The organism is Streptomyces sp. NPDC051555 (genome assembly GCF_044454405.1).
Lineage (GTDB): Bacteria > Actinomycetota > Actinomycetes > Streptomycetales > Streptomycetaceae > Streptomyces.
In genome coordinates, this window is the sequence record NZ_JBITDP010000008.1 from 32,928 (window position 1) to 56,684 (window position 23,757).

Sequence of the window (23,757 nt, forward strand, 5' to 3'; positions counted from 1 at the left end):
GGGGGTGTGGCCCCGCCCGCCGGGGCGGGGACGCCCCCGCGCCCGCGCCCCGCCCCGGCCGGGCCGTTCGACGCCGGGTGCGGGTCGTCCTGCCCTCCGGGGGCGCCTCAAACGCCGGCGGGGCTGGAAGGGGCTGGGGTGGGCGCCTCGAACGTGCTCGGGGGTCGGTCAGCCCTGTTCGGCTTCTACCTGGGCGTTCCAGTCGCGCTTGATCGCGCGCCAGCCCTCGTCCGTCTCGCCCAGGCGCCAGTAGCCCGAGATCGACTGCTGCTTGGCCGGGATGCCTCGATCGACCTTCAGGTGGCGGCGCAGCTCCTTCACGAAGCCCGCCTCGCCGTGGACGAACACCTGCACCCGGCCCGGCGGGAACTGCAGCGAGGTGACGGCCTCGACCAGGGCCTCGCCCACCGGGCGCTCGCCGCGGTGGATCCAGATCGGGACGATGCCGTCCGGGGTGGCGATCTTCTGCTCGTCGTCCGGGCCGCCTACCTCCACCAGGGCGATCACCTCGGCGCCCACCGGCATGTGCTCCATGGTGGTGCCGATCGCGGGCAGAGCGCTCTCGTCACCGGCCAGCAGGTGCCAGTCGGCCGTCGGGTCGGGGCCGTACGCGCCTCCGGGACCCAGGAAGCGGACCGTTTCGCCGGGCTGGACGCGCGCCGCCCACGGGCCCGCCAGCCCTTCGTCGCCGTGGACGACGAAGTCGATGGTCAGCTCCGAGTGCGCCGGGTCCCAGGCGCGCACCGTGTAGGCGCGCTGTCGGGGCCAGTGCTCGCGGGGGTGCGCCGCTCTGATGTCTTCCAGGTCCCAGGGCTCGGCGTAGGTGACGTCCTCCGGGGCGAAGAGCAGCTTCACGTAGTGGTCGGTGAAGTCCCCGACCGTGAACCTGGCGGCCAGGCCTTCTCCGCCGAGGATGACGCGCACCATGTGGGCGCTCAGTCGCTCGGTCCGGACCACCTCGGCGGTGGCGATCCTGCGTGCACGTCCTTCTGCCACGGCGTCTCCCCGATGTCCCGTGCTGCTTCCCCTGAAACTTAGGATTACCTAAGTTACCACCTCACAGTCGAAGTGCACTGGTGAGGCGCGCGACAGCGCCTCCCAGGCCCCACCGGTGACCGAGCGCGTTCAGCACGTCGGGGTGCGCCGGAGCGGCCGGCAGCGCCGGATCGAAGGAGGGAAGCGGCACGTCACGGGCCACTTGGACCACCTTGGGGGCCACGGCGAGGTACGGACGGGCCTCGTCGAGCCGCTTGCGCTGCGTCGGGGTCAATTTCGAGCCCGGGTCGCCGACCGCCGCGAGGATTCCGGCCAGGTCACCGTAGGCGTCGAGCAGTTTCGCGGCCGTCTTCTCGCCCACTCCGGGCACTCCCGGCAGGCCGTCGCTCGGATCCCCGCGCAACAATGCCAAGTCGGCGTAGCCGGGACCGTCCACCCCGTACTTCTCCCGCAGCCAGGCCTCGTCGGTGACCTGGAGGGTGCCGACCCCCTTGAGCGGGTACAGGACGCGGCGCGCCTTGGCGTCGTCGACCAGCTGGTAGAGGTCGCGGTCGCCGGTGACGATGTCCACCGGACCGGTGGCCCGGGTGGTGAGGGTGCCGATCACGTCGTCCGCCTCGTAGCCCTCGACGCCCACCCGGGCGATGCCGAAGGCGTCGAGCGCGGCCTCGATGATCGGGACCTGCGGGGCCAGGGTGTCCGGGGTCTCCTCCTCGTCGGGGCCGGTCTCCGTCTCCACTGCGACGCGGTGGGCCTTGTACGAGGGGATCAGCTCCACCCGCCAGTGCGGCCGCCAGTCCGCGTCCATGCAGGCCACCAGATCGTCCGGCCGGTGGTCCTGGACGAGGCGCCCGATGAAGTCGAGCAGCCCGCGCACGGCGTTGACGGGGGTCCCGTCCGGTGCCCGGACGGAGTCCGGGACGCCGAAGTAGGCGCGGTAGTACAGGGAAGCGGTGTCGAGGAGCATCAGGCGTCGGGTCACCTTGACGATGATGCCGTACCCCACCGACACCCTCCCGCCCCTCCGTCACCAACTGCGACGGAACAGGACCGGAACGCCACCATCCGTCACTGGAATACGGCTCGGAATTCGCCGGGGCCCCGATACGGTCGGGCCGTGCGAGCGGTGCAGGGGGCCGATGCTGCGTAAGGTGCTTACAGCACACCTATGTGCGACGGACAAGGGGAGGGCAGCCCCGCCATGGACGACAAGGAAAAGGAAAGAGACACCAAGGAACCGCTCCGGGTGGGCGTGGCCGTGCGCAAGCGGCGGCGCGCGCTGCGACTCACCCTCGCCGCCGTCTCGGCGCGCAGCGGACTCTCGGTGCCGTTCCTGAGCCAGATAGAGAACGAACGGGCCCGGCCCAGCATGCGCTCCCTCGAACGGGTCGCGGACGCGCTGGAGACCACGGCCGTCGAACTGCTGGCCGCGTCCGACACGGCGCGTACGGTCGACCTGGTCAGCGCCGCCGACGACCCGGGCCTCGAACCGGCCCCGGGCGTACGCCCCTTGGTGCGCGGGCACCACCAGCTGCACGCCCTGGAGTTCACCGGGGACCGGGACGCGGGCCGCGAGTACCAGCACCGCAACGACGAGCTGATGTACGTGGTCTCCGGGTCCTGCCAGGTAGAGGCCGAGGGGCGGGCGTACCGGCTGGAGTGCGGCGACGCGCTGTTCCTCTCCGGCGGGGTGCGGCACCGCTGGCGGGCCATGACCGAGGAGACCAAGCTCCTCGTCGTCGCCGTCGGGGACCACATCCACGCCACCTCCGAGCCCCCTTCGCCGGAGCACTGACCGGGGTGCGGGGGCCGCGGGTCGTCTCCCTGGTGCCCTCGTTGACCGAGGCGGTCGCGGTGAGCGCGCCGGGGCTGCTGGTGGGGGTCACCGATTGGTGCACGCACCCGGCGGACCTCGGCGCCGCGGTGCGGATCGGCGGTACGAAGAACCCGGACGTGCGGGCCGTCGTGGAGCTGCGCCCGGACCTGGTCATCGCCAACGAGGAGGAGAACCGGCTCCCGGACCTCGATGCCCTGCGCGCGGCCGGGCTGCGGGTGCTGGTGACCGGGATCCGTGACCTCCCGCAGGCGCTGCGGGAGCTGGAAGGGCTGTTCGTCGACGCCCTGGGGCTGGCCCGGCCCGGCTGGCTGGCGGACGCCGGGGCCGCGTGGGCGCGGGTGGAGCCGATGGGCGCCTGGAACGCCTTCGTACCGGTGTGGCGGCGGCCCTGGATGGTGCTGGGCCGGGACACCTTCGCGGGCGATCTGCTGGCCCGCCTGGGGGTGCGCAACGTCTACGCCGACCACGCCGAGCGGTACCCGAGGATCCCGGCGGCCGAGCTGGCCGCGGCGGGCTGCGATCTGGTCGTGTTCCCGGACGAGCCGTACCGCTTCACGGCCGGGGACGGTCCGGAGGCCTTCCCCGACCTGCCCGCCGCCCTCGTCAGCGGCCGGCACCTGACCTGGTACGGGCCCTCGCTGGCCGAGGCTCCGGCGGTACTGGCGGCGGCCCTGCGGGCGGCGCGGCCCCGGTCACAGGACTAGCGGGGCGCGGCCAGGAGCCGGCCGGTGTACAGGCCGCGCAGGGTGTTCGCGGCGGCCGCCAGCCAGGCGATGACGAGGGCCACGAACAGGGCGGTGGCCAGCCAGGCGAAGGCGGTGAGGCCGGTGTGGCGGGAGAGCCCGGCGGCTCCGGTGACGCAGGTGCCGATGGGGAAGGTCAGCGCCCACCAGGTCATCGCGAACCCCATGCCGCGTCGGGCGGCCCGCACCAGCATCGCGGCGGCCAGGGCCAGCCACAGCAGGGCGAATCCCATCACGGGAACCCCGTAGACCACGGCGAAGACCCCGAACCCGTCGGCGTAGGGGGCGGCTATCGACCGGGGAGCCATGTCCGCGAGCGAGTTCACGGCGGTGGTGGACTGGCCGAGGGGCCCGAGGACCAGGAAGAGGGTGGGGGTGAGGGCCAGGGGCAGGGGGCCGTTCACGATCAGCCGGCCGAAGACCAGGGGGAGCATCAGCAGGGTGGCGAGCAGGCTGATCCCGAACATGGCGTAGCAGGCGAGCAGCATGGCCTCGCGGGCCTGCCCGGCGGCCAGGTGGGGGATCAGCAGGGGACCCAGTGCGGCGGAGACCATGGGGGCGACGACGGGGAGCAGCCAGACGGGGGTGGCCTTCTCGGCCTCGACCTTGTGGCGGACCACCATCAGGTAGGGGATTCCGGCGGCGGCGAGCAGACCGATCAGGGTGCCCGCGGTGAACAGCACGGTGTCCACGGCCACGGCGGCGGTGATTCCGATGAGGTCCTTGCCGACGATGAGGGTGCCGCCGCCGACGGCCAGCAGGGCCATCGAGAGGCAGCCGTAGAAGGGGGCCACCGTGGGGTCGAGCAGGTGGGCGCGGGCCTGGTCGCGGTGGTGCAGCCAGTGTCCGGCGCGGGCGGTGAGCAGAACGAGCAGGAGGGCCGCCGACAGCGCCCAGACGGCCTGGCAGGCCACGCGCTGGCCGGGGAGCTGGTAGGGGAGGGTCGCACCGGCGTTGGCGATGATCGCCGTGCCCATGATCGAGGCGTACCAGTTCGGGCCGAGGTGGCGCAGGACCGGGAACGGGCGCCGGGGGGCGGTGGTGCCGGAGGGCCGGGTGCCCAGGGCTTCGTGGGCCCGTCGGGCGGAGGGTCGGTGGTGCGCGGTGGTGGCCATGGATCCAGCGTGCGCCCGGGGAGGGGTGGACGGCAGAACCCGGCTTCCTATGAGGACATAAACTGACCTTATGACTGAAGCTGGCGTCGGATCTGCCGCACACCCGGTTCCGCTCTCGCACCGGGTGCCCGACCTGGGCGCGCTCGAACTGCTGATCGCGGTCGCGCGGGTCGGCAGCCTCGGCGGCGCCGCGCGGGAGGTGGGGATCACCCAGCCCGCGGCGAGCAGCCGGATCCGGGCCATGGAGGCCCGGCTGGGGGTGGCGCTGGTGGACCGTACGCCGCGCGGCTCCACGCTGACCGCGCAGGGCGCGCTGGTCACCGACTGGGCGCGGCGGATCGTGGAGGCGGCCGAGGCCTTCGACGCGGGGGCCCAGGCGCTGCGGGGAGCGCGGGACTCGCGGCTGCGGGTGGCGGCCAGCATGACGATCGCGGAGTACCTGCTGCCGGGCTGGCTGATCGCGCTGCGCGCGGAGCGGCCGGGGACGGCGGTGTCCCTCCAGGTGGACAACTCGGCGCTGGTGGCGGAGCGGGTCCTGGCGCGGGAGGCGGACCTCGGCTTCATCGAGGGGCCGGCCGTGCCGGACGGGCTGGACTCGGTGGTCATCGCGCAGGACCGGTTGGTGGTGGCGGTGGCGCCGGTGCACCCGTGGGCGCGGCGGCGGTCGGGGGAGGTGACCCCCGCCGAACTCGCCACGACCCCGCTGATCCTGCGGGAGCGCGGGTCGGGGACGCGGCAGGTGCTGGACGCGGCGCTGGCCGGGTGCGGGGGGTTGGCGCAGCCGCTGCTGGAGCTCGCCTCGACGACGGCGGTGAAGGCCGCGGCGATCAGTGGGGCAGGGCCGTGCGTGCTGTCGGAGCTGGCGGTGCGGGACGAGTTGGCCGGGCGGCGGTTGGTGGCGGTGACGGTGGCGGGCGAGTCGCTGGGGCGGTCGTTGCGCGCCGTCTGGCCGGCGGGGACCCGGCCCGCGGGACCGGCCCGGGACCTGTTGTCGCTGACGCGGTCGACGCCGGCGTGACGGGGGCCGGGTGGCGTCCGCCGGTACGGGTGCCTCCGGTGGGGCTTGATGTGGTGGCCGGGGTCGGGTGGCGTCCGCCGGTGCTGGTGCCTCCGGCGGCGCCTCAAACGCCGGCGGGGCTGAACGGGGTGGCCGCGGGCCGGCTAGTGTCCGACGGTTGTCGTGGCCTCCGGCGGCGCCTCAAACGCCGGCGGGGCTGGAGTGGTGGCTCCGGGGGGCGCCTCAAAACGCCGGCGGGGCTGGATCTCCCAGCCTCGCCGGCGTTTGAGGCGCCCCCCGGAGGGGCGTGAGGGGCGGTCTACGGGAGGGTGGCCGGGACGCGGGTGGCGGCGGTGATCAGGGCCGACATCACGCGGGTGTCCTTGTCGCGTTCGGGGTGCCACTGGACGCCCAGGGCCCAGGCGGCGTCGGCCGCCGGGAGTTCGATGGCCTCCACCGTCCCGTCCAACGCGTGCGCCGAGGCGATCAGGCCGCGCCCGAGCCGGTCCACGCACTGGTGGTGGTACGTCGGCACCTCCGCCACCTCCGGCACGAGCGACGCGTAGCGCGTCCCCGCCACCGGCCGCACCGGGTGCCAGTCCACCGGCCCCGGCACCCCCGCGTGCCCGTCGATGTGCTGGACCAGCGTGCCGCCCAGGGCCACGTTCAGCGCCTGCATGCCCCGGCAGATCCCCAGCAGCGGGGTGCCCGCGTCCAGGGCGGCCCGGATCAGGGCCAGCTCCCAGGCGTCGCGCACGGTCGCGGGGGCGCCCGTACGGGGGTCGCGGGGGGCTCCGTAGTGGACCGGGTCCACGTCCGGGCCGCCCGCCACGACCAGGCCGTCCAGTCGGCTCAGGACCGCGGCCGCCTGCCCGGGATCGTCCGGCGGGAGCAGCACCGCGCTGCCGCCGGACGCCTGGACCAACTCGTAGTAGCCGATGGGCACGAGGGCGGTCGGGAGGTCCCACGCGCCGTAGCGGGTGGACGCCTCCACATAGGTGGTGATGCCGATGAGCGGCCTGGGCACGGTGCATACCTCCAGCGGGTGGAACGACGGGCGGTGGTGGTCGACGGGACGAGCGTGTCAGTCCCGGGTCAGTTCCGCCTCGGCTGCCGCCAGAGCCGCGAACTCCTCCTCGGGCGCCGAGGCCACCAGGTGGTGCCGACTGTAGAACGCGAAGTAGGCGAGGGCGACGGCGTACACGGCGAGTGCGATGAATGCGGCGTCCTTGTCCACCAGGAAGGTGGCGACCAGGGCCGACAGGGCGAGTACGAAGGCCACCGTCGAGGTGACCATCCCGCCCGGAGTGCGGTACGGCCGCTCCAGGTTCGGCTCGCGGCGGCGCAGCACGATGTGGGACAGGGCCATCAGGGCGTAGGAGATGGTGGCGCCGAAGACGGCAATGTTGAGCATCCGCTCCCCGTCGCCGGTGGCGGCGGCGAGCGCGAAGCCGATCGCACCCGGGATGACCAGGCCGAGGTAGGGCGCCTTGCGGCGGCTGGTCAGGGAGAGGAAGCGGGGCAGGTAGCCCGCGCGGGAGAGGGCGAAGAGCTGGCGCGAACCGGCGTAGATGAGGGAGAAGAAGGACGCCACCAGGCCGGCCAGGCCCGCGTAGTTGACGATGCGGCTGAGGGTGGTCGGTTCGCCCGCCCCCTCCAGGGCCACGATCAGCGGGGCGGTGCCGGGATCCTTGACCGCGTCCGCGCCCTGCGCGCCGGTCGCGGCGAAGAAGGTGATCAGGGCGAGGAGGGCCAGGATGCCCATGGAGATCGCGAGCGCCTTCGGCATGGAGCGGACCGGGTCCTTGGCCTCCTCGGCCGCGAGCGGCACGCCCTCCACGCCGAGGAAGAACCACATGCCGAAGGGGAACGCCGCCCAGATGCCCAGGACGCCGTAGGGCAGCCAGGAGTTGGAGCCCGCCGCGCTCGCGTCGACGGCGATGTCGTCGAGCCCGCTGACCGAGAAGTCGGTGAAGGCGCCGACGGCGAAGATCAGCAGGGCGGCGACGGCGACGGCGGTGACGACGAGGCTGAAGCGCAGTGCCTCGCCCACGCCCCAGAGGTGCACCCCGATGAAGATCACGAAGCAGCCGAGGTAGACCGGCCAGCTGGAGGTGAGGCCGAAGAGGCCGAGGGACTCGACGTAGTCGCCGATGAAGATGACGATCGCGGCCGGGGCCAGGATGTACTCGATGAGGATGGCGGTACCGGTGAGGAAGCCGCCCCAGGGGCCGAGCGCGCGCCGGGCGAAGCCGTAGCCGCCGCCCGCGGTGGGCAGGATGGTGGAGAGCTCGGCGAGGGAGAAGACCAGACAGGCGTACATGGCGCCCATGAGGACGGTCGCTATGGCGAGGCCACCGAAGCCGCCCTTGCTCAGGCCGACGTTCCATCCGGAGAAGTCCCCGGAGACGACGTAGGCGACGCCGAGGCCGGTCAGCAGCAGCCAGCCGGCGCTGCCGCGGCGCAGGGTGCGGCGCTCCAGGTAGTCGTTCCCGCCGTCGGGTCCGCCGTCGGGTCCGCCCTCCGGGGACGGGGTGGGTCCGGGCACGGCCTTCGTCAGCCGGGCCTCGATGTCGTCGGCCATGTGCGCGCTCCTGCCTAGGGCAATGGTTGTGGGGCGTACCTTTGCCGTTCGGGAGTGGCGGGCGCAAGACCCCTGCGTTAAACGGTGGTTACGAAAACCTCCTGGCGCCCGGATCCGGCCCGCCCGCTCACGCCAGGAACCCGCGCAGCAGCGCCGCCGTCCCCCCGCAGTGCTCCCGCATCACCTCGCGCGCCGCCTCCGCGTCCCCCTCCAGGACCGACTCCACCAGGGCGGTGTGCTGCTGCTGCGAGTGCTCCAGATTGCGGACCAGCAGCGGGATGCAGTCCAACAGGTCGTTGACGGTGGCCCTGACGGCCGCGTACTGGGCCGTCAGGGTGGCGGAGCCGGCCAGTTCGCACAGGGTGAGGTGGAAGAGGGTGTCCTGGCGCCGGTAGTCCGCGAGTGGGGCGTCGTGGGTCGCGGCGAGCGCCGCGCGCAGCCGGTCCGCCCGTATCTCGTCCAGTCCCTGCGCGGCGCACAGCCCGGCCGCGCCGGTCTCCAGCACCTCGCGGAAGCGCAGCGCGTCCTCGATGTCCACGCCCGCGACGCGCCGGCGCAGCTCCTCCTCGGTGCCGCCGACGGGGGTGTCGGGGCGGTGGAGCACGAAGGTGCCGCCGTACCGCCCGCGCCGCGCCTCCACCAGCCCCTGGTCCTGGAGGACCTTCAGCACCTCGCGCAGGGTGACCCGGCTGATCCCCATCCGCTCGGCCAACTCGCGCTCCGGCGGCAACCGTTCGCCGCCCGGCACCAGGCCGAGGCGGACCACCTGGAGGATCTGCTCCAGGGCCTCCTCGAAACCGTTGCCCGCCCGCACCTGGCGCAGTACGGGATTCAGCCGCGCGATCGCGCCACCGTCGCCCGCGCCGCCCGCCGCGTTGTTCGTCATATCGGCTCCTCCCCTTCCCAAGCAATGGTTCTGTTCAATACCTTAGGCCTCCTCGGCTCACCGAAGGAGAGATTCCCGTGGTAGACCGCATGCCGCCGCTCGCGCCCGAGGAGCTCCGCTCCCTCGTCGCCGACGGCGAGATCGACACAGTGGTCCTGGCCTTCCCCGATATGCAGGGGCGACTCCAGGGCAAGCGGTTCGCCGCGCAGTTCTTCCTCGACGAGGTCATGTCCCACGGCACCGAGGGCTGCAACTACCTGCTCGCCGTCGACACCGACATGAACACGGTCGACGGCTACGAGATGTCCTCCTGGGACCGGGGCTACGGCGACTTCGCCATGCACCCCGACCTGTCCACCCTGCGCCGCATCCCCTGGAACCCGGGCAGCGCGCTGGTCCTCGCGGACCTCGCCTGGAACGACGGCTCGCCCGTCGTCGCCGCGCCCCGCCAGATCCTGCGGCGCCAGCTGGAACGCCTCGCCGGGCTCGGGTACACCGCGATGGTGGGCACCGAGCTGGAGTTCATGGTCTTCCAGGACACCTACGAGCAGGCCTGGGACGCCAACTACCGCGGCCTGACCCCGGCCAACCAGTACAACATCGACTACTCCGTCCTCGGCACCGGCCGGATCGAGCCGCTGCTGCGCCGCATCCGCAACGAGATGCAGGCCGCGGGCCTGGTCGTCGAGTCGGCCAAGGGCGAGTGCAACCTCGGGCAGCACGAGATCGCCTTCCGCTACGACGAGGCCGTGGTCACCTGCGACCAGCACGCGGTCTACAAGACCGGGGCGAAGGAGATCGCCTCCCAGGAAGGCGTCTCGCTCACCTTCATGGCCAAGTACGACGAGCGCGAGGGCAACTCCTGTCACATCCACCTCTCGCTCAACGACGCCGACGGGCGCAACGTGATGGCGGGCGAAGCGGGCGAAGCGGGCGAGGAGGGCGGCGCACACGGCGGTATGTCACCGGTGATGCGTCACTTTCTGGCCGGCCAGCTGGCCGCGCTGCGCGACTTCTCCCTTCTCTACGCCCCCAACATCAACTCGTACAAGCGTTTCCGGCCGGGATCCTTCGCGCCGACCGCCGTCGCCTGGGGCGTGGACAACCGGACCTGCGCCCTGCGCGTGGTCGGCCACGGCCGCTCCATGCGCTTCGAGAACCGCCTCCCGGGCGGCGACGTCAACCAGTACCTGGCCGTGGCGGGCCTGGTCGCGGCCGGTCTCTACGGCATCGAGAACCGGCTGGAACTGCCCGAGGCCTGCGCGGGCAACGCCTACACCGGCGACTACGCGCACGTCCCCACCACCCTGCGCGAGGCGGCCGAGCTGTGGGAGAACAGTGAGATCGCCAAGGCCGCCTTCGGCCCCGAAGTCGTCGCCCACTACCGGAACATGGCCCGGGTCGAACTCGACGCCTACGACTCCGCCGTGACCGACTGGGAGCTGCGCCGCTCCTTCGAACGCCTGTAACCGCACCCTCCGGGCCGTATCCGTACCCTCCGGGCCGTCACCGCGCCCGCCGGTCCGGCCACCGCCCGGGCGAACCACCCATCGAGCGAACGACTGAGAGGCACCACGTGTCATCCGATGCGCTGGACGTACTGAACCCGGCCACCGAGGAGGTGGTCGCCACCGTCCCGGCCGCCACACGGGACGATGTCGACGCCGCCGTCGTACGGGCCGCCGCGGCCCAGCGCGGCTGGGCCGCCGCCGCACCCGCCGACCGGGCCCGGCTGCTGCGCCGCTTCGCCGCCGCGGTGGACGAGCACCGCGAGGAACTGGCCTGGCTGGAGGTGCGCGAGGCCGGCCACACCATCGGCAACGCCCGCTGGGAAGCGGGCAACGTGCGCGACCTCCTCGAATTCGCCGCCGGGGGAGTGGAACGGCTCGCGGGCCGGCAGATCCCGGTGGCCGGCGGCCTCGACGTCACCTTCCTCGAACCCCTCGGCGTCATCGGCGTGATCGCCCCCTGGAACTTCCCCATGCCGATCGCCGCCTGGGGCCTGGCGCCCGCCCTCGCCGCGGGCAACGCCGTCATCCTCAAGCCCGCCGAGACCACCCCCCTCACCGCACTGCGGCTGGCCTCCCTCGCCCTGGAAGCGGGTCTGCCCGAGCACCTCTTCCAGGTGCTGCCCGGTCGCGGACCGGTCGCGGGCAACGCCCTCGTCGAACACCCCGGAGTCGCGAAGATCGTCTTCACCGGCTCCACCGGGGTCGGCAAGCAGATCATGGCCAAGTGCGCCGAGCGGGTGAAGCGGGTCACCCTCGAACTCGGCGGCAAGAGCCCCAACATCGTCTTCGCCGACGCCGACCTCGAAGCCGCCGCGGCCGCGGCCCCGATGGCCTTCCTCGACAACACCGGCCAGGACTGCTGCGCCCGCACCCGCATCCTGGTCCAGCGCTCCGTGTACGACCGCTTCCTCGACCTGATCACCCCCGGGATCGAGGGCGTGGTCGTCGGCGACCCGGCCGACGAGAAGACCCAGATGGGTCCGCTGATCTCGCGGGCCCAGCTGGAGCGCGTACGGTCCTACGTCACCGACGACCTCACCGCGGTCCGCGGCACCGCCCCCGAAGGACCCGGCTTCTGGTACCCGCCCACCCTCGTCACCGGGGCCGACCCCACCGCCCCCGTCGCCGCCGAGGAGGTCTTCGGGCCGGTCGCCGTCGTCCTGCCCTTCGAGGACGAGGAGGACGCCGTCCGGCTGGCCAACGCCACCGAGTACGGGCTCTCCGGCTCGCTCTGGACCCGCGACGTGGGCCGCGCCCTGCGCGTCTCGCGCGCCGTCGCCGCGGGCAACCTCTCCGTCAACTCCCACAGCAGCGTCCGCTACTGGACCCCCTTCGGCGGGTACAAGCAGTCCGGCCTCGGCCGCGAACTCGGACCCGACGCCCTCACCGCATTCACCGAGACCAAGAACGTCTTCATCAGCACGGAGGCCTGAGCCACATGACCGCCCAGAACACCGACCGGAACACCGACCGGAACAGCGAAGAGATCGTCTGCCGCCGCCTGGTCGGCCGCACCGCCGTCATCACCGGAGCCGGCAGCGGCATCGGCCTCGCCACCGCCCGCCGCCTCGCCTCCGAGGGCGCCGACGTCGTGTGCGGGGACATCGACGAAACGGCCGGCAAGGCCGCCGCCGAAGAGGTCGGCGGCACCTTCGTGAAGGTCGACGTCACCAACCCGGAGGAGGTCGAGGCGCTCTTCAAGACCGCCTTCGACACCTACGGCTCCGTCGACATCGCCTTCAACAACGCGGGCATCTCGCCCCCGGACGACGACTCGATCCTCACCACCGGCCTGGAGGCGTGGAAGCGGGTCCAAGACGTCAACCTCACCTCCGTCTTCCTGTGCTGCAAGGCCGCCCTGCCCTACATGCAGCGCCAGGGCCGCGGCTCCATCATCAACACCGCCTCCTTCGTCGCGATCATGGGCGCCGCCACCTCCCAGATCTCCTACACCGCCTCCAAGGGCGGCGTCCTGGCGATGTCCCGCGAGCTGGGCGTCCAGTTCGCCCGTGAGGGCATCCGCGTCAACGCCCTGTGCCCGGGACCCGTCAACACCCCGCTCCTCCAGGAGCTGTTCGCCAAGGACCCCGAGCGTGCCGCGCGCCGCCTGGTGCACATCCCGGTCGGCCGCTTCGCCGAGCCCACCGAGATCGCGGCCGCCGTCGCCTTCCTCGCCAGCGACGACTCCTCCTTCATCAACGCCACCGACTTCCTGGTCGACGGCGGCATCGCGGGCGCGTACGTCACCCCCCTGTAGCCCCGGACCGCATCGCACCGCACCCTCCCGACAGCCGGGCGTCGCACGACGCCCGGCTGTCGTGCTCCATCGGCCGCGACGATCTTCGTAGGAATCAGGAGCGTTCACCCCCGTGACCCACCCCAGCACCGTCCGACGGCTCCAGGCCGCCGGCGCCGCCCTCGCGATAACCGCAGGCGCCCTCGTGGCCGCCGCCCCCGCCGCCCAGGCGGCCCGGACCGGCGCCCACTGCACCACCCCGCAGGTCGGCGCCGGCTGGTACGGCGACAACCGGGCCCGCCTCCAGCAGCTGATCGACCAGTACGGCCGCTGCAACACCCACCGGCCCGGCCACGACAAGCCCGTGGCCGTCTTCGACTGGGACAACACGGTCGTCAAGAACGACGTCGGCGACGCCACCATGTTCTGGCTGCTGCGGGGCGGCAAGATCCGCCAGCCCGCGCGCGGCGACTGGAGCACCACCAGCCGCTACCTCACCCCGGCCGCCGCCAAGGCCCTCGCCGACGCCTGCGGCGCCCTCGCCCGGCCCGGCGCCCCGCTGCCCACCGGCAACGGCACCCCCGCGGGCACGCGTTGCGCCGACGAGATCAACGCCGTCTACGGCACCGCCGCGACCAGGACGGGCGCCGCGGCCTTCGCCGGCTGGGACCGCCGGACCATCGAGCCCGCCTACGCCTGGCTGCCCCAGCTGACCCAGGGCTACACCGCCCGCGAGGTCCGCTCCTTCGCCGCCGCTGCCCGCACCGAGAACCTCGCGGCTCCCGTCGGCGCCACCCAGCAGGTCGGCAGCTCCACCGCCACCGGCTGGGTGCGCTACTACGACCAGCAGAAGGACCTGATCGGCGGCCTGCGGAAGGCCGGATTCGACGTGTGGATCAGCTCTGCCTCGCCGCAGCCGGTGGTCGAGGTGTGGGCCGAGGGCGTCGGCGTGCCCGCCGACCACGTCATCGGCATCCGCAACACCACCGCGTACGACGGCACCAACACCCCGCACCTCCAGGGCTGCGGCTCGGTGCGCGACGGCGCCGACACGATGATCACGTACGTCGACGGCAAGCGCTGCTGGATCAACAAGGAGATCTTCGGCGTGCGCGGCGCCGCCGCCGAGAAGGTGCAGCCCGCCGGCCGCCGCCAGGTCTTCGCGGCCGGCGACTCCGACACCGACGTCTCGTTCCTGCGCGACGCGACCGCGCTGCGCCTCGTCCTGAACCGCAACAAGAACGAGCTGATGTGCCGGGCGTACGACAACAGCGACGGCCGCTGGATCGTCAACCCGATGTTCATCGAGCCGAAGAAGCAGAAGGCCGCGCCCTACCCCTGCGCGACCACGGGCTTCATCGGGCACGACGGAACGCCCGGCCCGGTGCTGCGCGCTGACGCCGGCGTCGTCCCGGACCAGACGGACTCCGTCTTCTAGCGGTCCGCTCGCCGGCTCAGAGGAAGGTGCGGCCCTCGCCCCGGTACGTCGGGGCGGTGGCCGTCACCCGGTCGCCCTCGACCAGGTGCAGCGCGTCGAAGCGCTCGCACAGCTCCCCGGCCTTCGCGTGCCGGAACCACACCCGGTCACCGATCCGCAGGTCGTCCGCGGGGGCGCCGAGCAGCGGGGTCTGCACCTCCCCGGCGCCCTCCTGCGGGTCGTAGCGCAGACCCTGCGGCAGGTACGGCTGCGGCAGCCGGTCGGCGCCCGCCGCGCCGGAGGCCGGATAGCCGCCGCCCAGCACGGTGATCACGCCCACGCCCGGTCGCCGGACGACCGGCTGGGCGAAGAGGGCCGCCGGACGCCCGCGGAACGACGTGTAGTTGTCGAACAGGCGCGGTACGTACAGGCCCGACCCGGCGGCGATCTCGGTGACCGCGTGCTCGGCCGCCGTCTGCTGCACGCTGCCGGTGCCGCCGCCGTTGACGAACTCCAGCTCCCCGACGACCTCGCGCACCGCCCGTACGGTCTCCGCGCGCCGGACCGCCAGCTCTTTGCGGGCCGTCGCCTGCATCAGCCGGATCGCCCGGGAGCGCAACGGACGGCCCGTCAGGGAGTCGCCCACGCCGGCCACATGACCCTCGTACCCCATCAGCCCGACCACCCGGAAGCCCGGCCGGGCGGTGACGGCGCGGGCCAGTGCGGCCAGCTGCTCCGGCTCGCGCAGCGGGGAGCGGCGGGCGCCGACCCGGACGAGGCCGCCCAACAGGTGCAGTGCGGTGTCCAGTTCGAGGCAGACCCGGATCTCCTCGGCCCCGCCGTCGCGGGCGTGGTCGATCAGCTCCAGCTGCGCCGGATCGTCCACCATCACGGTGACGGCCCGGGCGAACTTGGGGTCCGAGGCGAGCTCGGCGAAGCCCGTGCGGTCGGCGGAGGGGTAGGCGAGCAGGACGTCCTCGAAACCGGACCGGGCGAGCCAGAGGGACTCCGCGAGGGTGTAGGACATGATTCCGGCGAACCCGGGCCGGGCCAGGACCCGTTCGAGCAGGGTCCGGCAGCGGACGGACTTGCTCGCCACCCGGATCGGCTTCCCGCCGGCCCGGCGCACGAGGTCGTCGGCGTTGGCGTCGAAGGCGTCGAGATCCACGATGGCCAGCGGCGCGTCGAGGTGGGCGGTGGCCCGGTCGTAGCGGGCCCGATCGGCGGCGGGGGAAGTCATGGGCGCAGCTTGCCACGCCGCTCTACCAGTGGGTAGGCCCTTCGCCCCGCCTCGCGCCACCGGCCGCCGTCCCGGGCGCACGTCACGGATTCGCCTCAAACGCCGGCGGGGCTGGAAGGGGTCGGCGGGGCTGGGGGGTTCTGGTGGGGGCCGTCCCGGGCGCACGTCACGGATTCGCCTCAAACGCCGGCGGGGCTGAAAGTCGCCGGCGGGGCTGGAGGGCAGATTCAGCCTGCCCGGCGTTTGAGGGCCCGCCGGAGGCAAGGTGGGTACGGGCCCGCCGGGGTTTGGTGGCTGCGGGCCCGCCGGGGGCGAAGTGGCCGCGGGTCCGCCGGAGGCGAGGTGGCTGCGGGCCCGCCGGGGGTGGGTTCGCCTCCAGCCTGCCCGGCGATTGAGGGCGGGCCCGGGCGGGCGTCGTAGAGTACGGGCAGGCACCCGCAGGCACGGCACGGTACGGAACGGGGGCGGAGCCGCCGGATGACCATGTCTGACCGACACACCGCCCCGCCCACGGACCCGGGCGACCCCGGCGACCAAGCCGCCCCGCACGACCCCTGGGCCGCACCCGGGGCCGAAGCCCCCCAGGCCCGCACCGGACCGGCCCGCACCGGACCGGCCCGCACCGCGGCCGCCGCGATCGCCACCGCCGCCGGCCTCGCCCTCATCGGCGGCGCCGCCTTCGGCGTCTGGTCCGACCACCACGCACGCCAGCGCCCCGTCACCCCCGCCGCCGCCTACCGCACGGCGGGCTCGCTCTGGCGCGAGACCCCGATCGACACCCTCTTCCCGCCGACCCTCGACGGCCGCGGCGCCGGACCCGGCGGTTCCGACCGGACCTGGACCCGGGTCGCCCTCGCCCCCGACGCGGAGTGCGCCACCGCGCTCCCCGCCACCTGGCAGGCCCCGCTCGCGCCCACCGGCTGCACCCGCGTGCTGCGCGCCACCTACACCGACGCCACCCGCAGCGCCCTGATCTCCGTCGGCATGGTCTTCACCACGGCCGACGGCCCCGCGATGACGGCGCTCAAGGGGCGCCTGCCGGTCCCCTCCGGCTACGGCTTCGCCGACGGGCAGCGCGGCGCCTGGACGGTGTCGGTCCTGCCCGAGGCGCCCGTCGTCCTCTACTCCGTCTCCGCCTTCGCGGACGGCCGCCCGGTCGCGTCGCCGCGCCCGGCCGCCGACGCGGTGAAGAAGGACGACACCAGCGCCGTCGCCCGGGCCGGTCTCGGCTACGAGGCCAAGGGCGTCGCCGACCGGATAGAGCGCGCCCTGCGCGCACTGGCCGCCCCGCCCACCCCCACGGCGAAACCGGAGCCGTCCCGATGACCCGCCGGCCCCGCCCCGCGCCCCGCCCCGCGCTCCGCTCCGCCGCGGTCTGCGCCGCCCTCGCCCTCGCCTGCGCGGCCCTCGCCGCCCCGCCCGCCGCCGCCGACGCCATTCGCGACCGCCAGTGGAACCTCACCGCCCTGCGCGCGGAGGAGGCCTGGGGCACCACCCAGGGCAGCGGGATCACCGTCGCGGTGCTCGACACCGGCGTCGACGCGACCCACCCCGACCTGGCCGGCCAGGTCCTCGAAGGCACCGACCTCGTCGGCATGGGCGCCTCCCGCGGTGATCGCGCGTGGGCCCGGCACGGCACCGCCATGGCCGGGGTGATCGCCGGGCACGGCCACGGCCCCAACCGCCAGCAGGGCGTCTTCGGCATCGCGCCGCAGGCCAAGATCCTGCCGGTCCGGGTGATCCTGGAAGAGGGCGACCCGGGCCGGGCGAAGGCCCGCGAGAGCAAGGGCGGCGCCCTCGCCGAGGGGATCCGCTGGGCCGCCGACCACGGCGCCGACGTGATCAACATGTCCCTGGGCGACGACAGCCAGTCCGCCCACCACGAGGCCGCCGAGGACGAGGCCGTGCAGTACGCCCTGGCCAAGGGCGTGGTCGTGGTCGCCTCGGCCGGCAACGGCGGCGAACAGGGGGACCACACCTCCTACCCGGCCGCCTACCCCGGCGTGATCGCCGTCACCGCCGTGGATCGCAAGGGCGCCAAGGCACCCTTCTCCACCCGCAACTGGTACGCCACCGTCAGTGCCCCCGGGGTCGACATCGTCATCGCCGACCCGGACCGCGGCTACTACGAGGGGTGGGGCACCAGCGCGGCCGCGGCCTCCGTCTCGGGCGTGGTGGCGCTCGTCCGCTCCGCCCACCCGGAGCTGGCCCCCGCGCAGATCAAGAAGCTGCTGGAGGACACCGCCTCCGACGCCCCGCGCGGCGGCCGCGACGACGCCCGTGGGCACGGCCTGGTCGACCCGGTCGCCGCCCTCCAGGCCGCCGACGCGCTCACGGCGGACTCCATCGCGCCGACCCCGGTCGCGGCCACGAGCCGATACTTCGGCCCCGGGCCCGAGCCCGTACGTCCCCCCGCGCGCCACGGCCGGTACGCGGCGCCGGTCGCGGCGGGCGCCGGGGTGGCGCTGCTCGTGCTGGCGGGCGTACTGGTCCGGCGGCGCCGGCCGGACGAAGAGCACCCCGCCGCGATATAGGGTCGGGTAACTGTGGCCCAGAAGAACATTCCAGACCCCGGTTTCTCCGACGACGACGGCACCGCCGATCCCCGGCTGAGCGCGGCCCTGGCCGCGTGGGCCCAGGACAGATCGCAGGAGCCACAGGTGCTGGCGGCCCTCAAGGACGCGCGCCTCCTCGTCCCGGTCGTCGCCGTGCTCGGCGAGGTCGAGACCGACCCCGAGACGGGCCTGAAGCGCGAGAAGACCAGCGACATGGCCGTCCCCACCCTCACGGCGGGCGACCGGCGGGCGCTGCCCGCCTTCACCTCGATCGCCTCGCTGGCCCTGTGGGACCCGGCGGCCCGGCCGGTGGCCGTCCCGCTGCACCAGGCGTTGGCGGCGCTCGCGCACGAGAAGGCCGACACCCTCGTCCTGGACCTCGCGGGCCCGGTGCCCTACCAGCTGACCGGCCCGGCGCTGCTCGCGGCGGCCGAGGGCCGCACCGACGCCGACCCGCTCGCCGACCCGGCGGTCACCGGGGCCGTACGGGCGGCCGTGGTCGCGACCCGGAGCGTCGTGCGGTCCTACCTCGGCCCGGCCGGCGCCGACGCGGACGGCACCCTCGCCGTGGTGCTGGCCGACGGCGCCGACCCGGCGCGCAGCGCCCAGGAGCTCGCCGAGGCGCTGGCGGCCGACGAGACCCTGCGGGCCCGCCTGGTGCGCGGACTGGACCTGGCCCTGCTGCCCGCGGACGCGGCGGCTCCCGGCGAGCTCCTCTTCGTCCGGGACTGAAGATCCGGGACTGAAGATCCGGGACTGATGTTCCGGGACTGAAGATCCGGGACAGAAAAACGGTCCTGGCGGGATCCCCGGTCCGGGGACTCCGCCAGGACCGTCGCCGAGCGGGGTGGTGCGGGACGGATCAGCCGAAGACCGGACCCGTGAACTTCTCGCCCGGGCCCTGGCCCGGCTCGTCCGGGACCAGCGAGGCCTCGCGGAAGGCCAGCTGGAGCGACTTCAGGCCGTCGCGCAGCGGGGCCGCGTGGAAGGAGCTGATCTCGGTGGCGCTGGCGGTGACCAGTCCGGCCAGGGCCGTGATCAGCTTGCGGGCCTCGTCGAGGTCCTTGTGCTCGGAGTCGGGCTTGTCCAGGCCGAGGTTGACCGCGGCGGCGCTCAGCAGGTGCACGGCCACCGTGGTGATCACCTCGACCGCGGGCACGTCCGCGATGTCGCGGGTCATGGCGTCGTAGTCGGGAGCCTGGTCGGCTTCGGTGGTCTCGGGGGGCGTCGCGTCAGTCATGCATTCACGATAAGCCGGTGTCGGAGGGGGTCGGGACCGGGCCCCCACGGCGTCGGGCCGGGCTCCGCGGGTGGCCGGTTCCCGGCCGGGTTAGCGTCTGGGAAGACCCCTTGCTATATTGGGGTCACCAGACCGGCTGGATGCGCATGCGTCCGGCCCACAAGTGGAGGCTCCGTACTCCCACCTAGTCGTCCTCCGGGATGGCAGGTCACCGGTCAAGGCAGTATCCATCGTTCCGTACGGACGATGGAAAGCGGCCTGATGCTGCGCCCCGCGATGTTGTGATGCGGTGGTGTTCCGGTATTTCCAAGGAGCCCCGCCTGTGTCCCGTCCGGGGCATTTTTTGTGTTCCGGGTCGGTTGGTCTCGCGTCAGAGACGTTACGCGGCTGTCTGCCAGGCGGCCGTGTGGTGGTGCAACCGAGGAGGATCCATCAGCACCGAGCCCCGCATCAACGACCGGATTCGCGTTCCCGAGGTACGACTTGTCGGTCCGAGCGGCGAGCAGGTCGGCATCGTGCCGCTCGCGAAGGCGCTTGAGCTTGCGCAGGAGTACGACCTCGACCTGGTCGAGGTAGCGGCGTCCGCCAGGCCGCCGGTCTGCAAGCTCATGGACTACGGCAAGTTCAAGTACGAGTCGGCCATGAAGGCCCGTGAGGCGCGCAAGAACCAGGCGCACACGGTCATCAAGGAGATGAAGCTCCGGCCGAAGATCGACCCGCACGACTATGACACCAAGAAGGGTCACGTCGTCCGGTTCCTCAAGCAGGGCGACAAGGTCAAGATCACGATCATGTTCCGTGGTCGCGAGCAGTCCCGTCCGGAACTGGGCTACCGACTGCTTCAGCGTCTGGCTTCGGACGTCGAGGACCTCGGGTTCATCGAGTCGAACCCGAAGCAGGACGGCCGAAACATGATCATGGTTCTCGGTCCGCACAAGAAGAAGACCGAGGCGATGGCCGAGGCCCGTGAGGCGCAGGCCGCCCGCAAGGCCGAGCGCCAGGGCCTTTCCGCCACGGACGAGGGTTCCGAGGACGAGTTCCTCGCGGACGAGGCCGGAGTCGACGAGGTCCTCGCCGACGAGGCCACCGAAGCCGAGGTCCCCGCAGCCGAGGCCGCTCCGGCCGAGGACGCCTCCACCGAGGCTCCTGCCGAGGCCTGAGTCCGGAGCAGCCCGCCCCGGACTCAACCGAAACTATTGACGCTCCCGCCAGCCTGGTTCTTCCGGACCGGTGGGAGCGCCACCGACGAGGAGACAACGGCGCTATGCCGAAGAACAAGACGCACAGCGGTTCCAAGAAGCGCTTCAAGATCACCGGTGCTGGCAAGGTGCTCCGTGAGCGCGCCGGCAAGCGCCACCTGCTCGAGCACAAGTCGTCCCGTGTCACCCGCCGCCTGACCGGCACCGCGGAGATGGCCCCCGGCGACGCCGCGAAGATCAAGAAGCTTCTCGGCAAGTGACGTCTCTCCGCTCTCGGCCGTAGGCCGGGGGCACCTCCCAGCGTGAGCCGGGGGGAGGGACGTCAGGACCGGGACCCCATCGAATTCGGGCCGTGTGAAGACAACCACGGCCCTGTTACAAGGAGTACAAAGTGGCACGCGTCAAGCGGGCAGTAAACGCTCACAAGAAGCGTCGGGCGATCCTCGAGGCCGCCAAGGGTTACCGCGGTCAGCGTTCGCGCCTGTACCGCAAGGCCAAGGAGCAGGTCACCCACTCCCTGGTCTACAACTTCAACGACCGTAAGAAGCGCAAGGGCGACTTCCGCCGGCTCTGGATCCAGCGCATCAACGCCGCTGCCCGCCAGAACGGCATGACGTACAACCGCCTCATCCAGGGTCTGAACGCCGCCAACATCGAGGTGGACCGCAAGATCCTCGCCGAGCTGGCCGTCAACGACGCCAACGCGTTCGCCGCGCTGGTCGAGGTCGCCCAGAAGGCGCTTCCGGCCGACGTCAACGCCCCGAAGGCCGCTGCCTAAGCAGTCCGTCCTTCACGAGCCCTCACCGGCTCACCGGCCCTCAGTGGCCACAGCCCGGACCCGCAGGCCTCGTGCCTGCGGGTCCGGTGCGTTTGACCGGCCGTTCTCCGCTGGTCCGCGCTGTTTCGATCCGTTTCGACCCGCAGTACGCACGGAAGCGAGCCGACCGCCATGGGTACCCCCGTCCCCGCCGAGCTGATCTCCCCGCGATCCCCCCGGGTGGCCGCCGCCCGACGGCTCGCGCGCCGGAACTTCCGCACCAAGGAGCGGCGCTTCATCGCCGAGGGCCCGCAGGCCGTCCGCGAGGCCGCCGAACACCGCGGCGAGGCGGGCGCGACCCTGATCGAGCTGTTCGCCACCGTCGAGGCCGCCGAGCGCTACAGCGACATCATCGAGGCGGCCCGGGCCGCCGGCGCGCGTGTGCACTACGCCTGCGACGAGGTGCTCGCCGAGGTCTCGCAGACCGTCACCCCGCAGGGCCTGGTCGGCGTCTGCCACTTCCTCGACACCTCCTTCGAGTCGGTCCTGCAGGCCGGCCCGAAGCTCGTCGCCGTCCTCGCGCACGTCCGCGACCCCGGGAACGCGGGCACCGTACTGCGCTGCGCCGACGCCGCCGGGGCGGACGCGGTGATCCTCACGGACGCCTCCGTCGACCTCTACAACCCCAAGTCCGTACGGGCCTCCGTGGGCTCCCTCTTCCACCTGCCGGTGGCCGTGGGCGTCCCCGTCGAGCAGGCCGTCGAGGGGCTGCGCGCGGCCGGCGTGCGGATCCTGGCCGCCGACGGCGCGGGCGAGGACGACCTCGACGCCGAGCTGGACGCGGGCACCATGGGCGGCCCCTCGGCATGGGTGTTCGGCAACGAGGCCTGGGGGCTGCCGGAGGAGACCCGCGCACTCGCGGACGCCGTCGTGCGCGTCCCGATCCACGGCAAGGCCGAGAGCCTCAACCTCGCCACGGCCGCCGCCGTGTGCCTCTACGCCTCCGCCCGTGCACAGCGGGCTCCCGGAGGGTGCCGCTCCGTGACCCCCAGCTAGTAATGTGGCGCCCCGGGGGCGCCCGTCGCGGCGACCCCACCGGAGATGTGGGGTACGGGTACATGACCGTCGGTACGAACAGCTCCCCGCGGGAGGCCACCCAGCGGGCGGCCCTGTCCGCGGGGCCCGGTGAGCCGGTGGCCGCGTCCCCGCTGGACGGCGGCGCAGCCGCACCGGGCGACGCGCTCGGAGCGGGCTTCGGCATGCACCCCGACGACCTGCCCGACGGGTTGGTCGTCGCCGACCATGCGGGCCGGATCGTCTGCTTCAACCGGGCCGCCGCGCGGATCACCGCCGTCGACCCCGGCAAGGCCCTCGGCGACCGGATCGAGCAGGCGCTGCCGCTGGAGGACCTCGAAGGCCGCCGCTGGTGGGCGCTGACCGACCCCTACGGCGGCCTCGCCACCCGGCGCGGCCAGCCCGAGCGCAACCTGCTGCTGCCCGGCGGCCGCGAGGTGCTGGTCTGCGCCCGCTACGTCCGTACGCACCCCACGGGGCCGCTCAGCCACCTCGTGGTGAGCCTGCGCGGCACCGAGGCCCGGCGCCGCACCGAACGCAGCCACGCCGAGCTGATCGCCACCGTCGCGCACGAGCTGCGCTCCCCGCTCACCTCGGTCAAGGGGTTCACCGCGACGCTGCTGGCGAAGTGGGAGAGGTTCACCGACGACCAGAAGCGGCTCATGCTGGAGACGGTCGACGCCGACGCCAACCGGGTCACCCGGTTGATCGCCGAGCTGCTCGACATCTCCCGGATCGACTCGGGACGCCTGGAGGTGCGCCGCCAGCCCGTGGACATCGCCACCGCCGTGGCGCGCCACGTCCAGGCGCTCACCGCGAACGGCCAGGCACCGGACCGCTTCCTCGTACGGGTCGCCAGCCCCCTGCCCGATCTGTGGGCCGACCCGGACAAGATCGACCAGATCCTCGGCAACCTGCTCGAAAATGCGGTGCGGCACGGTGAGGGAACCGTCACCATCGAGGTGGCACCCGCTCCGGCCGGTGCGTCCGCGACCAAGAACGACAACGAGATGGGTACGGCCGTCACCGTGACCGACGAAGGCCCCGGCATCCCCGAGGACTCCATGCGCCGCGTCTTCACCCGCTTCTGGCGGGGCAGCAAGCGCGGCGGCACCGGTCTGGGCCTGTACATCGTCAAGGGCATCGTGGAAGCCCACGGCGGCACCATCACGGTCGGTCGCGGCCCCGGCGGCGGCGCCGAATTCCGATTTATCCTGCCCGTCGCCGCGCCGGCGTACCTCACGCAGTAACCCTGCGGAGCGTCTCGCCAGGCGGCCCACGGGCTCCTTCACCCCCAGCGACCTTTAGACTCGTCCTTTGGCACCTTTGTGTCCTTGTGCCGAGCGCGCCCTGCGTGTCGCGCGGGGGAC

General features: G+C 73.1%; 23 protein-coding genes. 15 read left to right on the forward strand and 8 right to left on the reverse strand.

What is annotated here, in order from left to right:
• Positions 1 to 168: 168 nt before the first annotated feature.
• Both ACIBEA_RS18250 and ACIBEA_RS18255 read right to left on the reverse strand, forming a co-directional pair.
• Complete coding sequence (locus ACIBEA_RS18250) at positions 169 to 996, reverse strand: siderophore-interacting protein (RefSeq protein WP_399262027.1); 828 nt, start codon at positions 994 to 996, stop codon at positions 169 to 171.
• A gap of 61 nt (positions 997 to 1,057) precedes the next feature.
• Complete coding sequence (locus ACIBEA_RS18255) at positions 1,058 to 1,963, reverse strand: 5'-3' exonuclease H3TH domain-containing protein (RefSeq protein WP_399262479.1); 906 nt, start codon at positions 1,961 to 1,963, stop codon at positions 1,058 to 1,060.
• Positions 1,964 to 2,197: 234 nt separating this feature from the next.
• On the opposite strand from ACIBEA_RS18255, the gene ACIBEA_RS18260 reads away from it, so the two are divergent.
• Both ACIBEA_RS18260 and ACIBEA_RS18265 read left to right on the forward strand, forming a co-directional pair.
• Positions 2,198 to 2,791, forward strand: coding sequence for a helix-turn-helix domain-containing protein (locus ACIBEA_RS18260; RefSeq protein WP_399262029.1), 594 nt, complete (start codon positions 2,198 to 2,200; stop codon positions 2,789 to 2,791).
• 5 nt (positions 2,792 to 2,796) lie between these two features.
• Positions 2,797 to 3,537, forward strand: coding sequence for a helical backbone metal receptor (locus tag ACIBEA_RS18265; protein ID WP_399262031.1), 741 nt, complete (start codon positions 2,797 to 2,799; stop codon positions 3,535 to 3,537).
• On the opposite strand, the gene ACIBEA_RS18270 is transcribed toward ACIBEA_RS18265, so the two are convergent.
• Complete coding sequence (locus ACIBEA_RS18270; RefSeq protein ID WP_399262033.1) at positions 3,534 to 4,691, reverse strand: TDT family transporter; 1,158 nt, start codon at positions 4,689 to 4,691, stop codon at positions 3,534 to 3,536. The two genes, ACIBEA_RS18265 and ACIBEA_RS18270, sit on opposite strands and share 4 nt — an antisense overlap.
• A 70-nt stretch (positions 4,692 to 4,761) precedes the next feature.
• Between ACIBEA_RS18270 and ACIBEA_RS18275 the strand changes: the two genes are divergently transcribed.
• Positions 4,762 to 5,709: a LysR family transcriptional regulator gene (locus ACIBEA_RS18275; protein ID WP_399262035.1), complete on the forward strand. Its 948-nt coding sequence runs from the start codon at positions 4,762 to 4,764 to the stop codon at positions 5,707 to 5,709.
• 298 nt (positions 5,710 to 6,007) lie between these two features.
• On the opposite strand, the gene ACIBEA_RS18280 is transcribed toward ACIBEA_RS18275, so the two are convergent.
• The 3 genes from ACIBEA_RS18280 to ACIBEA_RS18290 all read right to left on the reverse strand — a co-directional run bounded on the left by ACIBEA_RS18280 (position 6,008) and on the right by ACIBEA_RS18290 (position 9,158).
• The gene (locus ACIBEA_RS18280; RefSeq protein WP_399262037.1) at positions 6,008 to 6,715 is read right to left on the reverse strand and encodes a gamma-glutamyl-gamma-aminobutyrate hydrolase family protein; all 708 of its coding nucleotides are present in this window, start codon (positions 6,713 to 6,715) and stop codon (positions 6,008 to 6,010) included.
• A 57-nt stretch (positions 6,716 to 6,772) separates the two neighbouring features.
• Positions 6,773 to 8,272, reverse strand: a complete 1,500-nt coding sequence (gene eat / locus ACIBEA_RS18285; protein ID WP_399262039.1) for an ethanolamine permease — start codon at positions 8,270 to 8,272, stop codon at positions 6,773 to 6,775.
• A gap of 127 nt (positions 8,273 to 8,399) precedes the next feature.
• Complete coding sequence (locus ACIBEA_RS18290) at positions 8,400 to 9,158, reverse strand: FadR/GntR family transcriptional regulator (protein WP_399262041.1); 759 nt, start codon at positions 9,156 to 9,158, stop codon at positions 8,400 to 8,402.
• A gap of 77 nt (positions 9,159 to 9,235) precedes the next feature.
• Here ACIBEA_RS18290 and ACIBEA_RS18295 point away from each other — a divergent pair, with 77 nt between their 5' ends.
• The 4 genes from ACIBEA_RS18295 (at position 9,236) to ACIBEA_RS18310 (ending at position 14,343) form a co-directional block, all read left to right on the forward strand.
• Positions 9,236 to 10,627: a glutamine synthetase family protein gene (locus ACIBEA_RS18295; protein ID WP_399262043.1), complete on the forward strand. Its 1,392-nt coding sequence runs from the start codon at positions 9,236 to 9,238 to the stop codon at positions 10,625 to 10,627.
• A gap of 107 nt (positions 10,628 to 10,734) precedes the next feature.
• Entirely contained in the window at positions 10,735 to 12,102 is a 1,368-nt protein-coding gene (locus tag ACIBEA_RS18300; RefSeq protein ID WP_385783269.1) for an aldehyde dehydrogenase family protein, read from the forward strand.
• A 5-nt stretch (positions 12,103 to 12,107) separates the two neighbouring features.
• Positions 12,108 to 12,926: a 3-oxoacyl-ACP reductase gene (locus tag ACIBEA_RS18305; protein WP_399262045.1), complete on the forward strand. Its 819-nt coding sequence runs from the start codon at positions 12,108 to 12,110 to the stop codon at positions 12,924 to 12,926.
• 112 nt (positions 12,927 to 13,038) lie between these two features.
• Positions 13,039 to 14,343 carry a haloacid dehalogenase-like hydrolase gene (locus ACIBEA_RS18310; RefSeq protein ID WP_399262047.1) on the forward strand — a complete coding sequence of 435 codons (1,305 nt, stop codon included), beginning with the start codon at positions 13,039 to 13,041 and terminating at the stop codon, positions 14,341 to 14,343.
• A gap of 16 nt (positions 14,344 to 14,359) precedes the next feature.
• On the opposite strand, the gene ACIBEA_RS18315 is transcribed toward ACIBEA_RS18310, so the two are convergent.
• Positions 14,360 to 15,562 carry an amino acid deaminase/aldolase gene (locus ACIBEA_RS18315; protein WP_399262049.1) on the reverse strand — a complete coding sequence of 401 codons (1,203 nt, stop codon included), beginning with the start codon at positions 15,560 to 15,562 and terminating at the stop codon, positions 14,360 to 14,362.
• Between the two features lie 477 nt (positions 15,563 to 16,039).
• Between ACIBEA_RS18315 and ACIBEA_RS18320 the strand changes: the two genes are divergently transcribed.
• The 3 genes from ACIBEA_RS18320 to ACIBEA_RS18330 are packed head-to-tail and all read left to right on the forward strand — an operon-like array spanning position 16,040 to position 18,849.
• Positions 16,040 to 16,888, forward strand: coding sequence for a hypothetical protein (locus tag ACIBEA_RS18320; RefSeq protein WP_399262051.1), 849 nt, complete (start codon positions 16,040 to 16,042; stop codon positions 16,886 to 16,888).
• On the forward strand, positions 16,885 to 18,096 hold the full coding sequence (mycP, locus tag ACIBEA_RS18325; protein WP_399262053.1) for a type VII secretion-associated serine protease mycosin: 1,212 nt from the start codon (positions 16,885 to 16,887) through the stop codon (positions 18,094 to 18,096). Before ACIBEA_RS18320 ends, mycP begins: the two co-directional genes overlap by 4 nt.
• A gap of 12 nt (positions 18,097 to 18,108) precedes the next feature.
• On the forward strand, positions 18,109 to 18,849 hold the full coding sequence (locus ACIBEA_RS18330; RefSeq protein ID WP_399262055.1) for an SseB family protein: 741 nt from the start codon (positions 18,109 to 18,111) through the stop codon (positions 18,847 to 18,849).
• 130 nt (positions 18,850 to 18,979) lie between these two features.
• Here the strand turns inward: ACIBEA_RS18330 and ACIBEA_RS18335 are convergent, their stop codons facing one another.
• Entirely contained in the window at positions 18,980 to 19,357 is a 378-nt protein-coding gene (locus ACIBEA_RS18335; RefSeq protein ID WP_354382649.1) for a DUF1844 domain-containing protein, read from the reverse strand.
• Between the two features lie 404 nt (positions 19,358 to 19,761).
• On the opposite strand from ACIBEA_RS18335, the gene infC reads away from it, so the two are divergent.
• The 5 genes from infC (at position 19,762) to ACIBEA_RS18360 (ending at position 23,637) form a co-directional block, all read left to right on the forward strand.
• Positions 19,762 to 20,517: a translation initiation factor IF-3 gene (gene infC, locus ACIBEA_RS18340; RefSeq protein ID WP_399262057.1), complete on the forward strand. Its 756-nt coding sequence runs from the start codon at positions 19,762 to 19,764 to the stop codon at positions 20,515 to 20,517.
• 104 nt (positions 20,518 to 20,621) lie between these two features.
• A complete protein-coding gene (gene rpmI / locus ACIBEA_RS18345) occupies positions 20,622 to 20,816 on the forward strand; it encodes a 50S ribosomal protein L35 (RefSeq protein ID WP_351053231.1) in 195 nt (64 codons plus the stop codon).
• A gap of 131 nt (positions 20,817 to 20,947) precedes the next feature.
• Positions 20,948 to 21,334, forward strand: coding sequence for a 50S ribosomal protein L20 (gene rplT / locus ACIBEA_RS18350; RefSeq protein ID WP_330329547.1), 387 nt, complete (start codon positions 20,948 to 20,950; stop codon positions 21,332 to 21,334).
• Positions 21,335 to 21,505: 171 nt separating this feature from the next.
• Complete coding sequence (locus ACIBEA_RS18355; protein WP_399262060.1) at positions 21,506 to 22,369, forward strand: TrmH family RNA methyltransferase; 864 nt, start codon at positions 21,506 to 21,508, stop codon at positions 22,367 to 22,369.
• A gap of 62 nt (positions 22,370 to 22,431) precedes the next feature.
• Positions 22,432 to 23,637, forward strand: coding sequence for an ATP-binding protein (locus ACIBEA_RS18360; RefSeq protein ID WP_399262062.1), 1,206 nt, complete (start codon positions 22,432 to 22,434; stop codon positions 23,635 to 23,637).
• The last annotated feature ends 120 nt before the right edge of the window (positions 23,638 to 23,757 follow it).